The sequence below is a fragment of the Sphingobium xenophagum genome (assembly GCF_031457465.1).
Taxonomy (GTDB): domain Bacteria; phylum Pseudomonadota; class Alphaproteobacteria; order Sphingomonadales; family Sphingomonadaceae; genus Sphingobium; species Sphingobium xenophagum_A.
The window spans coordinates 143,232-156,469 of the sequence record NZ_JAVDWV010000006.1 but is presented as its reverse complement, the minus strand read 5'-3'; the positions used below and the strand labels follow the sequence as shown (position 1 = coordinate 156,469).

Below are 13,238 nucleotides of genomic sequence, written 5' to 3'. Positions count from 1 at the left end.
TTGCAACGGTAGAGATAAGTCTCACAAGCAATGCTGTGCCAAATATTAGAAATGCTTGATCCATGATGAAGGTCGACCATGCCGCTATCGTAGGCGGCGGTTTCAGCGGTACGCTGCTGGCGATAAATCTGCTGCGCCATGGAGCGCTTCGCGTGACGCTCATTGAGCGTGATCTGGGTCGCCTGGGTCGCGGCCTTGCCTATGGTGCGGCGCAGGCGGAACATATCCTCAACGTGCGTGCGGCCAATATGAGCGCGTTGCCCGATCAACCCGGTCATTTTGCTGACTGGCTGATGCAGCATCGTTTGGGACAGGAAAGCAGTTTTGCAACGCGCCGCGATTATGGCGCTTATCTTTGCGCTATGCTGGAGGACGCGCGTCTCCTGGCCGGAGATCGGCTGACCGTACTGAGTGACGAAGCGATCAACATAGCGATCGATCCGGGCGGCGTGCGATTGCTACTGGGATCGGGTAAGATGGTTGCAGCCGATAGCGTCATCATTGCGCCAGGCAACCTGCCTCCGCATACACTGCCTGCCTTTGCCGATTTCCACGGCCCTGCCTATGCCGATGACCCTTGGGCCGCTGATCTGGCCGAAGGGCTGACCGATACAGATAGCATTTTGTTATTAGGCAGTGGGCTGACCGCCGTAGATTGTGCGCTCAGCCTCGACAGCGCTGGCTTTATGGGACGGATCATTGCGCTGTCACGGCGCGGGCTCGCCCCGCAAAGCCATGCCCCGGCACCGCCTTTTGCTCCATGCCAGGAGCGGCCGCAGGGGAGCCTGTCGAGGTTGGTGCACAGAGTGCGTCGTCGTGCGGACGAGACGGGGTGGCGCAACGCAATCGATGAATTGCGTCCTTTCACGCCCGACATGTGGCGCGCCGCATCGCTTGCCGAACGTGGGCGGTTCCTTCGCCATTTGCGTCCCTATTGGGACGTCCATCGTCATCGCATCGCACCACCTGTCGCTTTACGGCTTAATGCGATGCAGGCACAAGGAAGGCTGGACATCCGCGCCGCCAAGGTGCTGGCGGCTGCGCTCGAAAAGGGTGCGGTCGCGGTCGATATACGCGATCGCGGACAGGACGGGGCCAAGCGGCTTACAGTTGCGCGAGTAGTCAACTGTACAGGTCCTCTTGGAGACCTGCGGCGGACAGCCGACCCGTTGCTGCGAAATCTGTTTTCACAAGGGCTGATCCGGCCCGACCAACTGGCCATCGGTATAGATGTAGATCAGCAATGCCACGCTATAGCACGCGGCGGATCGGCGCAGTCTCGCCTGTTTGTCGTAGGCCCCATGACGCGCGGCGCGCATTGGGAAATCGTCGCGGTGCCGGATATCCGGCGACAGGTATGGGCCCTCGCACGGCAGATCACCGGGGCGCATTGGGTCGAGGCCGAGGGGTTATAATATCCGTTGACGGCTTGTTGAGTTCTACTCAACCACCGTCGCGCGACTTTTCTTCTCCCCCGGCGGGACTATGCAGCAACCAAGCAACAATAAGGATGCACCGACGCATGGATTATCGCACGCTTGGCCGCACCGACATCAAAGTCAGCCTCATCTGCCTGGGAACGATGACCTGGGGGTCGCAGAACAGCCAGGCAGAAGCCCATGAGCAAATGGATTATGCCGTCGGGCAGGGTGTCAATTTCATCGACACAGCCGAAGCCTATCCTGTGACCCCGGTCAGCAAGGATACGCAATTTCTCACCGAAACCTATATCGGCAACTGGATCGAAAAACGGGGGCGTCGCGACGATATCGTTCTGGCGACCAAGGTCGCAGGACCGACGCGTGATCCGATCCGATCTTTCCGGGGCGGTAACAACCGGCTCGACCGGCGCAACATCGTGCAGGCCGTAGAAGATAGTCTTGCCCGGCTGAAAACGGACTATATCGACTTGTATCAGGTGCATTGGCCCGATCGCAGCGTCCCGTCCTTTGGCCGGCGCGGGCTCGATCGGATCGACGATGGCCCGGACACCGTGCCGATCGAGGACACACTCGACGCGCTGGCACATCTCGTCCAGGCGGGCAAAATCCGGGCGTTTGGCGTTTCTAACGAGACGCCATGGGGATTATCGGAATATCTGCGCCTGGTCCGGGACAAAGGCTTGCCGCGTGTCGCATCGATCCAGAACGCCTATAATCTGCTCAATCGCACATTTGAGCAGGGCCTGTCCGAATTTGGGCTGCGCGAAGATGTCGGCCTGCTTGCCTATTCGCCACTTGCAGGTGGCAACCTGACCGGCAAATATCTTGGCGGCGTTATTCCGACCGGATCCCGTCGTGACGTTTCAAAGCAATTTGTAAGATATGATTTGCCTAACCAGCCGGTCGCCAGCGCGCGCTATGTGGCAATCGCCCAGGCATTTGGTCTCGACCCTGCGCAGATGGCGCTGGCCTTCGTCAACAGCCGCAGATTCGTAACGGCCACCATCATCGGCGCAACCAGCATGGATCAACTCAAGATCGATATCGCCAGTGCCGACCTGACGCTGCCTGATGAAGCCATAGCTGCGATCGAGGGGGTTCATCGCGAAATCCCCGATCCCTGCCCCTGACGATCAGTTATTCCCATCAGTCTATGAGAAGCCCTCGATATTCCTGTGCTTGCCGCTGACTTAATGATCCAGTCCTGATCTAGAAAAGGACGAGAGCGTGAGCGACACAAGCGAGATTGGCGCGGCTGGGCGGCAACTGCATCTGGGCGCGATACTGGAAGGCGTCGGCGCGGATCATAGCTCCTGGCTTGATCCAGAGCTGCCAGGCAACGCCAGCATCGACATCGGCTGGTATATAGACAACGCACGCCTCGCTGAAGCGGCAAAGTTCGACCTCGTGTTCGTGGTGGATTCGCCGTACATCACGCCCGATACAGCGCCGCATTTCCTGAACCGGCTGGAACCACTGACCCTGCTGTCGGCGGTTGCAGCGACCACGTCGCGCATCGGGTTGGTTGGCACGCTGACAACATCCTATTGGGAGCCCTATAATGTCGCGCGTCAGTTCGGTTCGCTCGACCAGATCAGTCGCGGACGAGCAGGCTGGAATGTCGTTACGACCGGACTGGAGGGTGCGGCTCGCAACTATGGCCGCGAAGAGCATTTCGATCATAAGGTGCGATACGCCCGCGCTCGTGAATTCGTCGATGTCGTGCAGGGCCTGTGGGACAGTTATGAAGATGACGCCTTCCCCCGTGACCGGCAAGCAGGCCTGTTCCTGGACAAGCGCAAGCAGCATCGCCTGGATCATAAGGGTGAACATTTCGCGGTCGCGGGGCCGCTGGCGCTCAGCCGCTCGCAGCAGGGGCAGCCCGTTATCTTTCAGGCGGGCGACAGCAGCGAAGGTCGCAATCTGGGCGCTGCCATCGCTGAGGGCACCTTCACCAGCGCGCAGGATTTCGAGACGGGGCACGCCTATTATGTCGATTTGAAAGCGCGCGCGACCGCTCTGGGTCGTAACCCGGACCTCATCAAGATTTTGCCAGGTCTGGTCCCGATCATTGCGGACACCGATGAGGAAGCGCAGGTCATTGCGCAGGCGGCGCAGGGCGCGCTCGACATCGACAAGCTGCTTGTTCAGTTGGGCCGCGCCTTCAACTATCATGATTTCAGTCAATATGATCTGGACGCCCCCTTTCCCAATTTGTCTGGCGTGACGCTCAACAGCTATAAGGGACATGCAGAAAGCATCATCCGGCGGGCGCAAGAGAACAGGTTGACGCTGCGCGAGGCCGCCTATCGCTTCGGCCAGTGGCGGTTGGATTTTGTCGGGTCGCCCGAAACTATCGCCAATGAAATTGAGCGCTGGTTCACCGGCCGCGCTGCTGACGGTTTCCTGCTGCGGGTGACCCGTCCGCGCGACTTTGCGTTGTTCCGCGAACGCGTGGTGCCGATCCTGCAGGCGCGCGGCCTGTTCCGCACCGACTATGCGTATGACACGCTGCGCGGCCATCTGGGCCTGCCCGTGCCGAAAAACCGCTACGCCTCCCGCGAGCGAGAAGCGCAGGCGATCGCGGCGGAATGAACAGCTAGGCGAGGCCTATATCGGACTTCCGATTTTTCCTTATCGCTGCACAGGCGGCAATATATGGGTGGCCACCTGCCCGGCCGAACTGATGGTTGCAAGCATAACGATAGAAGCGTCGACTGACCTATCACCACTGCGGCCAATGGATTGAGCAGCTCTCAATGCTTTGAAAATACGCATAGACCGCGATACATTCCGCGTTGGAACCGCGGCCCTCCGGCTCCCTAAGGCAGCTTAAACTCATGCCAAAGGGAACCAATGTTGAGCATCAAGAAAAAGCGGACCTCGCAGCCTCACCTCACCCTTGCTTTGCTGGCGAGTTGCGCTCTGCCAAGCATCGCCAGCGGGCAAACATCTATCCCCGATGATGGCACTGCTGAATCTAGCGTAGACGCCATCGTCGTGACAGCCCGCTACAAGCAGGAAGATGCGCAAAAGGTGCCGATCGCCATCAGTGCGATTAGCGGCGACACGATCAGCGCGCAGGGTGCTTTCAATCTGAAGCAGGTTGTACAGCAACTTCCCAGCCTGAATATTCAGGGGTTCAGTGGTCGGAACCAGACCATCACGATCCGCGGTATCGGCACCAATGCGGGCGGCACGAACGACGGACTGGAACAGGGCGTCGGCTTGTATGTCGACGGCGTTTATCGGCCGCGCACCGGATCAGTCATCACCGACCTCATCGATGTGGAGAGCATCCAGCTTCTGCGCGGGCCGCAGGGCACGCTGTTTGGCAAGAACACCGTCGCCGGCGCGATCGACATCAAGACCCGCGCGCCGACCTTCACGAACGAGGCGAGGGCGGAAATATCCTACGGCAATTATGACTATTTCCGGGGCTATTTCAGCTTGAATGCGGCACTGAGCGACGATCTGGCGGTCCGGGTCAGCTATTTGCGCACGTCGCGGGGCGGGCTGATCGAAAATACAGTTTACAAGAAAGACTGGGACAATCTCGACAACCATTCTGCGCGGTTCGACCTGCTATACAAGCCGACCGACAATTTCCGGCTTCGCTTTATCGCCGATTATTCGATCCAGAAGGGCGATGTCGGATTCCAGAGCATCGCCGCTGTCCTGCCGACGACGCTGAACAACGGTACGCAGGTCCGTGGCTTTTATCGTCGCGCCGCCGACGTCGGCTATGTGCCGGGCACGGTAAATGCCTTCGATCGCAAGGTCGATCTCAACAGTTCACAATATGACGAGATGCCCAGCTACGGTTTTCAGGCGCAGGCGGACCTGGATCTGGCGGGCGTAACGCTGTCGTCGATTACGGCCTATCGCAACTGGAAATGGATTCCCAATTATGACGGCGACCAGATCGGTGCCGAAATATCTACCCTGGGCGTGGTCGATACAGATCAGCAGCAGTTCAGCCAGGAATTCCGTGTCGCATCAACGGGCGAACGTACAATCGACTATAGTGCCGGTCTCTATTTCTTCTGGCAGGAAGCTGACGACAAGCAGCGGACAGTCTATGGCAAGGACGCAGTCGCATGGCTGCGGACCGCCAATACGCCGACCGCATCCGTTTCGCCATTGCCTTCTGCGATTCTGGACGGCCTTGAATCCTTTGCGCATGTAGTTCCGGCAACACACAGCTACGCTGCCTATGGACAGGCGACATGGAATATCGCCTCAAATTTCCGGGTGACCGGCGGCTTGCGCTACACCTATGAGCATAAAACAGGCTTGTATGCGGCAGAAGCGCGCGGAGACATTGCCTCTATCAGCAGCCTGCCCGTCGAATATCAGGCTACCGCGGTCGCGCTTCGTGCCGCCTATGCGCCGACTGGCAGCTATTATGCCAAGCGCAACACCGACAACATCTCCGGCACGCTGATCGCAGCCTGGGATATTTCCGACGGCGCTCACGCCTATTACAGCTATTCACGTGGCTATAAGTCACCCGGCATCAACTTGGTGCGGCAGACGTTGGGCGTGGATATTTTCGTAAAGCCGGAAAAGGTCGATGCGTTCGAACTGGGCGTCAAGACCCGTTTTGCAGGCGGCGCGGTGGAACTCAACGGTGCGCTATTCTGGACGGAGGACAAGGATTATCAGGCCAATTACGTCAATACGCTGGTGACGCCTGCTGCATCGTACATTGCCAATGTCGGCACCTTGCGTTCGCGCGGCGTGGAACTGGACGCCCGTATTGCCCCGGCCGAGGGACTGAGCGCCACATTTGCCGCGACATATAATGACGCAAAATATCTCAAATATGCCAATGCCGTGCCCTCCTTCCTGGAATCCTACAGAACGTCTGTTGACCTGTCAGGGCGGCAGGCTTCGGGCGCACCAAAATGGTCGCTGGGCAGCACGGTGGAATATGTCCATTCGGCAGGCAACGGGCTGGACGTCTATGTGGGTGGCGATGGCAGCTATCGGTCAAGCTATTATGCCACGGTGAACCTCGATCCCTTCTCCCGCGTACCCGGCTTTGCCCTGTTCGGCTCACATGCGGGTGTGCGCCGTCAGGACGGCAAATGGGATTTGTCCTTCTGGGTGCGCAACCTGTTCGACAAAAATTACTACAACACGATTTCCGTCAATTCGACCTACGGCGTGGCACTCGCGGCAATAGGGGAGCCTCGTCTCTATGGCCTGACACTGCGCGGCAAAATATAGTCTGCCTTTCGTGCTCCGCTCTCGCATAGGAGCGGAGCAGACTTATGCCAAGGCAAGACGGATTATCGCTGGCGGGACGAATATCTCAACCGGCGGCGCAGCGCGGCGACCGTCCTTCCGCCCGCAGATCAAGCCGACAGACAGTCCAAAGAGCGGCAGAAAAGCACGCGCTCAGGAAAAGCTGGTGTCAAACAATCCGGCGACGTCCAGCTTACGGCTGATGACGCCAGCGCGCAGGTAGCGATCCGCCGTCTCCTGCTGCTGCGCGATCAGCGTGGCATCGACCTTGGCAGGAAAGCGATCCGCCCGGCCATGGGTGATACGCAATATGTCCAGCGCGAGGCCGGTATCCTTGTGCATCAGCTCTATATAGGGTTCGCGGTTGCGCGCGGCCCATTCCCATCCGGCATAAAGACGGTCGTGATAATCCTGAAGCAACGATCGCTTGTCCTGGATGGCTCCTTCTCGTCCGAACATCAGACCATAGCCAGGGACCAGATCTTTCTTGCCCGGCAATATTCGTGCGCCTTCCTGCTCCGCCATGGCCGCATTAGGATCCCAGATGGCCCAGGCGTCGACTGCCCCACTTTGCAAAGCAGCGCGCCCGTCAGATGGCGACAGAAAAGCGAAGCTGACCGCATCATAGGATCGACCATAGGCTTCCAGCACGGCGAGCACATGATTGTGACTGATGGATCCACGCGGCGTTGCAACTTTTCGGCCTGCCAGATCGGCAAGCGAACCTATCCTCGAATCTCGCCTTACAAGTACAACCGGCCCCATCCCCCGCGTCGCCTGTGCGCCGATCGCCTTGATCTTGGCGTCTGTTCCGGCCGCAAAGATAAAGGCAGAATCGCCTCCTATGCCACTATCGATTGCACCCGCGTTCAATGCTTCAAGAAGTGGGGCAGCATTGGGAAATTGCGACCATATAATCTCGTAAGGCACATTGGCCAGCCTGTCCGCCCCCTGCAACACGACCCTGGAACCTCCACGTTGATCGCCAACGAACAGTTTGCCCGATCGGGTGGCGCCGCTGGTGCAGGCTGCTGTCACCGCGCCTGCCATGAGGCTCAGGGTTGATCGGCGGGTTAGAAGACGCGGGGTTATGGGCATGAAACCAATCCTGCATGGACAGTGAGGTTACGACATTAGCAGTCGCGAACGCCGCCGAGGCATGACAATGCCAAATAGCAATTTGCATCCTTCTCAATCCTGCCGACAAATAGACGCTGCTCTATTTCTCCAAATCATAAGCAGACCAGAACTTCGCGTTGGTCGGCAAATATGCCTCACGCCTATGCCAAGGGAATGATCATATTCCGAGAGGCACGAACATGACGGACAGGCAGATAAAACTTGGCTTCATCCTCCATGGCGTAGGGCGGACGTGGAACGACTGGCGCCATCCCGACAGGGACGTCAATGCCAGCACAAGTCTGGCGCACTATCAGAAGCAGGCGGCGATCGCCGAACGCGGCAAATTCGACTTTCTATTCGTCGCCGACAGTCTGTCCATAACGGAAAAATCGAGTCCCCACTATCTCAACCGCTTCGAACCGATCACGATCCTGTCGGCGCTTGCGGCGACGACCAGCCGCATCGGCTTGGTCGCCACATTGACGGTCAGCTATTCCGAACCGTTCAACGTCGCACGGCAGTTCGCCTCACTGGATCATTTGAGCGGGGGACGGGCTGGCTGGAATGTGGTGACGTCCTGGTTGGGTGACACCGCTGCGAACTTCAGCAAGGCCGAGCATCCCGCGCATGATCTGCGCTACCGCATTGCGGGCGAATATCTGGACGTCGTTCAGGGGCTCTGGGATAGCTGGGAAGCAGACGCGCATGTCGCAGACAAGAACAGCGGCCAGTTCGTCAATCCTGAAAAGCTTCATCGTCTCAACCACAGGGGAGAATTTTTCCAGGTGCGCGGCCCTCTCAATATCAAGCGCACGCCTCAAGGGCAGCCGGTCATATTTCAGGCCGGGGCGTCCGACGATGGCCGCAACTTTGCTGCGCGCCGGGCAGAAGTGATCTTCACGCACGCTCCGACTTTAGAGGAGGGGCAGGCCTATCTTGCCGACGTGAAAGCCCGTGCCAAGGGCGTGGGCCGCAACCCGGACAAGCTTTTCATTCTGCCAGGCATTGCGCCGATCATCGGCGATACGGACGAAGATGCGGAGGGGCGTTATCATGAACTGGCAGCGCTGGAATCAATCGACACCGGTCTTGGCTTCCTGTCACGTACCTTCAACGATCATGATTTTCGCCAATATGATCTGGACGGCCCATTCCCGGATGTTGAGCATATCGGTATCAATAGCCAGCAAAGCAGCACGCTGCGCATATTGGCGGAAGTGCGGGCAGACAATCTGTCCCTGCGCCAGGTAGCAGAGCGGCTGGCCACGCCGCGTGGGGCCTTCGTTGGATCGGCGGAGACTGTAGCTAACCGATTACAACAGTGGTTTGAAGCGGGAGCGGCGGATGGTTTTGTGATATTCGAACCACTACCCGGTCAACTCGATCTGTTCGTCGATCAAGTAATTCCGATATTGCAGGCACGAGGCATCTTCCGGCGGAATTATGAAGGAACGACCTTTCGCGAGCAACTTGGACTCGATGTGCCCGACAACCGCTACAGCACTGCAGATGCGCGCAGGACTGTAGCTTGAAATTGGCCGACGGAAGATAAGCATGTGCCTATCTCCCGCCATTCCGATCCTAAGGATGCAAATTCAATGTCCGCTCGATAACCTCAACATGGGACAAAGCTGGTCGCGCCTCGAAAAAATCACGAAAGTCTATATAGCCCAGGTCCCTGACGGTTTCTGCCACAGCGTAACGCGTGTCGTCGTTCTGAGCCTTCACCATTGATTGCTTCAATGCGTGGAGTCGGTCGTCAATTGCCATATCAACTCTCCTTGATTGAACCCTTCGGGCGGCCACAAACCCAGCTATCGGCGGGTAAATATATCCGCGCTTCCTATTACTACCATTTAGATAGATAAAAACAATCTCATTGATTGAAAAGTTCCATGGATGTGCGCCAGTGTGCTTGATCCGCAAAAACAGGAGATTAGCGTGCCTTCTTACCCGGAAGTCGATCAGGCGCTGGAAGCCATAGCCTTTCCGCAACAGATCGGGGTGGTCGTCACACGACTGCAACAGGCTCGTGTCGATTGGCGACTCGCTCATGATCGCCACGCAGAGCACGGTGTTTATTTCCCATCCCGACAGGCGCTGCAACGTATCAGTCGGGAACTGAAGATTGCCCTTTTCCCGCTGCGCTTTGGACCGCCCGAACTGACAGTCCAAAATGAAAATGCCTATGTCGATGCGGCGCTTGAATCGACATTATCGCAGCTGGCTGCGCAGATCAGGCTCGAGCGTGGCTATCATCGACCTGACATCGATCAGAAGGCGGTCGCAAATGAGGTCGAACAAGTCATCGGTGCCTTTGCATCCGAGCTGCCTGCGATCCGGCGCTTACTCGATACCGACGTCGAAGCCGGTTATGCTGCTGATCCTGCCGCTCGCAGCGTCGATGAGGTGCTTCTGGCTTATCCTTCTCTTACAGCCGTCATACACCATAGGATCGCTCACCGCCTATATCGGTTGGGCGCGCCTCTTGTCGCAAGGGTCATCGCGGAGATTGCGCATGAGAAAACCGGTATCGACATTCACCCCGGTGCCCAGATCGGACGCAGCTTCTTTATCGACCATGGCACCGGCGTCGTTATCGGTGAAACGACTATCATCGGAGAACGCGTTCGCCTGTACCAGGGAGTGACACTTGGCGGAGATCCCACGCTATCGGGCGGTGGGGAATCCAAAGGGATCGCTCGCCATCCAGTGATCGGTGACGATGTCGTGATCCATGCGAATGCTACCCTTGTGGGTCGAATATCCATTGGTGCACGGTCGATAATATGTGGTAATATATGGCTTAATCGCGACGTGCCGCAGGATAGTTTGGTGGAGCCCTCCCCGCCTAGCATCAGGGCGCTATAGGCGTTTAGTCGCGACGGGCCGTTTCACACGTGTCGTCCACAATATGTTATCACGCATGGGTGTGGGAGCCTGATCTCGGCGCAAAATTGTAAGATGCGCTCCGATCCGGCATGTAAGAGGTTTATGAGTACGCAACGCAAGCGACTTTAACAGCTTAGTTTCCAGAGATTATCCAGCGCTGCCATGGCGAAGTGATTGTCGTTCCGTTTAGGAACGACCGGCACCATAAGGGGGTTCTAGACATAGAGAACTGGTCAAGTTGCCATTGATGGAGCGTCGATGCGGCGCAAAGGAGACATAAAATTTGCGAGGCTGGCTAATTTTTGCTCGCGAGTTGGATCCCGCACTTCCTGAGGTTCCAGAGATATTCCGATTTCAGGATGTCGCTGCGGCAATGGGAATGGAGTTGCATGTTCTCAATCCTCATAATTTCGATCTTATAGTCGGCGCGGACGATGATTGGGCTGTCAAATATCAGGAACAGCAAATGGAACGGCCAGACTTCGTGCTCTGCCGAACGGGCGCGGAAACCGACTATTTTACCTTGGCCTTGCTGCGTCATTTCGAGCGCCGCGGTATCCGGCTTATCAATGGTCCAGCAGCTATTGAACTGGTCGCTGATAAACTGCACAGCCTTCAGCGATTAATCCGTGCGGGGCTTCCCATTCCCCGGACAATTCTTGGAAAATTTCCCATTGACGCAGGTCTTATTGAGCGTGAGTTGGGTTTCCCAGTTATCGTCAAGACCCTGAAAGGAACTCGGGGAGCAGGTGTATTGAAATGCGAAAATCGCAGCCAGTTCGAGGACCTTGCCGGACTGCTTGAAAGCGCAGACGCTCAAGCCGACTTTGTAATGCAACATTATATCCGGGCCAGTCACGGTCGTGACGTTCGGATTCTCGTTGTTGGCGGTCGAGTGGTCGCTGCGATGGAAAGACGGTCACTGACTGGCGGATTCAAATCGAACGTCTCGCTAGGCGGGGTTGGCGTTGCTTATAATCCGCCACCAGAAATGGCGGAGCTTGCCGTTCTCGCAGCCGAGACTCTGGATCTGGACGTTACGGGCATTGACATTCTGTTCGACGAGGATGGCTATCGGATTTGTGAAGCAAATTCCGCACCTGGTTTCCAGGGTCTTGAGCAGGCCTGCGGCGTTGATGTGCCAGCGGCTATACTTGGGTGGATCGAAGCAACTCATTCCCCGGTGTCTTCCAATCAGCTTCCAGCAGAAAGCGAAGCGCTGCTTGATTTCGTTTTGGGTGGACGAACTGGCGTACGAACAATAAGCGATAGAAGCATCAATTACCGGCGCTTTGCTGGCATTATCGGGATGAGACTGGTAGCTGCCGGAGTGACCAGCCTCGCCTTGTCAATACTACCGACCTTTTTGACTGATGGGAAAAGCAGGACAAACGTTGGTCTAAAAACTCTATTTGAAGGCAAGGCCCATACAAACGCTTCGTTTTTCGATGACAGCGAACAAGAGAGAGCGCTTATTGTGACGCTCATAGTTTCAATATGGGCCGCCGCGCTTCCTTGGCTGGTGGGCGGCCATGCTGCAATTAGTGGGACAATTTCGGTAATTTCACTTCTTTTCCCAATAATATTTCTTATTACTGCACCATCAGGTCGGATCAGAAACTTTGTTATTCCACCAGCTGCCGTCAAACGTCGATGATAGATGTATTTGCCTTGTCATGGTCTGATCTTGCGCCATTTATCCTTGTCGGATTTCTTGCCCAACTTGTAGATGGCACAATTGGCATGGCATTTGGCGTGCTTTCCACCAATCTTCTCTTGGCATTTGGGCTACCGCCTGCTGCAGCCGCTACGGCCTCCAGAACTGCTGAGAGTTTCGCCAGTGGCGTGTCAGGCCTTAGCCAGGCCATCAACGGAAACATCGACTGGTCGCTATTTAGCCGTATGGTCATTCCTGGATGTCTCGGCGGTTTTGTCGGTGTTTGGCTGCTTACGTCTATCAGTTTCAACGTTGCGCGCCCGGTCGTGCTGACTTACCTTGCTGCAGTTGGCATCTACCTAATATGGCGGGGCCAGCGCCGACCTCACGCATTCCGCAGGATGCGAATGGTCAGTCCTCTTGCGTTCTTGGGAGGCTGCCTGGATTCGTCAGGCAGCGGAGGATGGGGTCCGATTGTCACAGGTAGTCTGATAGCTCAAGGAGCCACCCCTCGTACTGCAATCGGCACAGCCAACGCAGCCGAATTTTTTGTGACCATTACCGTGTTAGCTGGCTTCATTGGCACCCTTGGTATTCAGGCAATTACGATGGCTGTGTCGGGGTTAATGATCGGAAGTATAGTCGCTGCACCGCTCGGGGCCTATCTGGCCAAACGAATTCCGTCAAAATTGCTCATTTTGATGATCGGATTCGCTCTTTTGATTATAAGTCTCTACGGTCTTGTTTCCCTTATAATCGCTCCGATCCCGGTTTTTCCCAGGTTCTGACGGAGCTGACATTTAAGTGTACGTGTGGACACCATGAGAGCATTGTCAGAAAATAGAAAGGAGACTGAAAAATCTGAACAGATG

Annotated in this window: 10 protein-coding genes; 8 read left to right on the top strand and 2 right to left on the bottom strand. The window is 56.7% G+C overall.

Going from position 1 to position 13,238, the window contains the following annotated elements; genetic code table 11:
- The first annotated feature begins 62 nt into the window (after window positions 1–62).
- From J2W40_RS07835 to J2W40_RS07820, 4 genes are all read left to right on the top strand, one after another.
- Complete coding sequence (locus J2W40_RS07835) at window positions 63–1,415, top strand: FAD/NAD(P)-binding protein (protein ID WP_310223325.1); 1,353 nt, start codon at window positions 63–65, stop codon at window positions 1,413–1,415.
- Between the two features lie 107 nt (window positions 1,416–1,522).
- A complete protein-coding gene (locus J2W40_RS07830) occupies window positions 1,523–2,572 on the top strand; it encodes an aldo/keto reductase (RefSeq protein ID WP_310223323.1) in 1,050 nt (349 codons plus the stop codon).
- A gap of 97 nt (window positions 2,573–2,669) precedes the next feature.
- Window positions 2,670–4,037 (top strand): LLM class flavin-dependent oxidoreductase, encoded by a 1,368-nt coding sequence (locus J2W40_RS07825; protein WP_310223321.1) that lies wholly within the window; start codon window positions 2,670–2,672, stop codon window positions 4,035–4,037.
- 405 nt (window positions 4,038–4,442) lie between these two features.
- Window positions 4,443–6,677, top strand: coding sequence for a TonB-dependent receptor (locus J2W40_RS07820; protein ID WP_310223319.1), 2,235 nt, complete (start codon window positions 4,443–4,445; stop codon window positions 6,675–6,677).
- Window positions 6,678–6,848: 171 nt separating this feature from the next.
- On the opposite strand, the gene J2W40_RS07815 is transcribed toward J2W40_RS07820, so the two are convergent.
- A complete protein-coding gene (locus J2W40_RS07815) occupies window positions 6,849–7,793 on the bottom strand; it encodes an ABC transporter substrate-binding protein (protein ID WP_310223316.1) in 945 nt (314 codons plus the stop codon).
- Window positions 7,794–8,014: 221 nt separating this feature from the next.
- Between J2W40_RS07815 and J2W40_RS07810 the strand changes: the two genes are divergently transcribed.
- Window positions 8,015–9,349 carry an LLM class flavin-dependent oxidoreductase gene (locus tag J2W40_RS07810; RefSeq protein ID WP_310223314.1) on the top strand — a complete coding sequence of 445 codons (1,335 nt, stop codon included), beginning with the start codon at window positions 8,015–8,017 and terminating at the stop codon, window positions 9,347–9,349.
- Between the two features lie 49 nt (window positions 9,350–9,398).
- On the opposite strand, the gene J2W40_RS07805 is transcribed toward J2W40_RS07810, so the two are convergent.
- Window positions 9,399–9,587: a hypothetical protein gene (locus J2W40_RS07805; RefSeq protein ID WP_310223312.1), complete on the bottom strand. Its 189-nt coding sequence runs from the start codon at window positions 9,585–9,587 to the stop codon at window positions 9,399–9,401.
- A gap of 129 nt (window positions 9,588–9,716) precedes the next feature.
- Here J2W40_RS07805 and epsC point away from each other — a divergent pair, with 129 nt between their 5' ends.
- The 3 genes from epsC to J2W40_RS07790 all read left to right on the top strand — a co-directional run bounded on the left by epsC (window position 9,717) and on the right by J2W40_RS07790 (window position 13,154).
- Window positions 9,717–10,688 (top strand): serine O-acetyltransferase EpsC, encoded by a 972-nt coding sequence (gene epsC / locus J2W40_RS07800; protein WP_310223311.1) that lies wholly within the window; start codon window positions 9,717–9,719, stop codon window positions 10,686–10,688.
- A 304-nt stretch (window positions 10,689–10,992) separates the two neighbouring features.
- Window positions 10,993–12,366: an ATP-grasp domain-containing protein gene (locus J2W40_RS07795; protein ID WP_310223308.1), complete on the top strand. Its 1,374-nt coding sequence runs from the start codon at window positions 10,993–10,995 to the stop codon at window positions 12,364–12,366.
- A complete protein-coding gene (locus J2W40_RS07790) occupies window positions 12,363–13,154 on the top strand; it encodes a sulfite exporter TauE/SafE family protein (protein WP_310223307.1) in 792 nt (263 codons plus the stop codon). Before J2W40_RS07795 ends, J2W40_RS07790 begins: the two co-directional genes overlap by 4 nt.
- The last annotated feature ends 84 nt before the right edge of the window (window positions 13,155–13,238 follow it).

Coding starts and splice junctions, on each gene's coding strand:
- J2W40_RS07835 (WP_310223325.1), top strand. CDS start 63: ATGATGAAGGTCGACCATGCCGCTATCGTAGGCGGCGGTTTCAGCGGT.
- J2W40_RS07810 (WP_310223314.1), top strand. CDS start 8,015: ATGACGGACAGGCAGATAAAACTTGGCTTCATCCTCCATGGCGTAGGG.
- epsC (WP_310223311.1), top strand. CDS start 9,717: ATGTGCGCCAGTGTGCTTGATCCGCAAAAACAGGAGATTAGCGTGCCT.
- J2W40_RS07830 (WP_310223323.1), top strand. CDS start 1,523: ATGGATTATCGCACGCTTGGCCGCACCGACATCAAAGTCAGCCTCATC.
- J2W40_RS07805 (WP_310223312.1), bottom strand. CDS start 9,587: ATGGCAATTGACGACCGACTCCACGCATTGAAGCAATCAATGGTGAAG.
- J2W40_RS07815 (WP_310223316.1), bottom strand. CDS start 7,793: ATGCCCATAACCCCGCGTCTTCTAACCCGCCGATCAACCCTGAGCCTC.
- J2W40_RS07790 (WP_310223307.1), top strand. CDS start 12,363: ATGATAGATGTATTTGCCTTGTCATGGTCTGATCTTGCGCCATTTATC.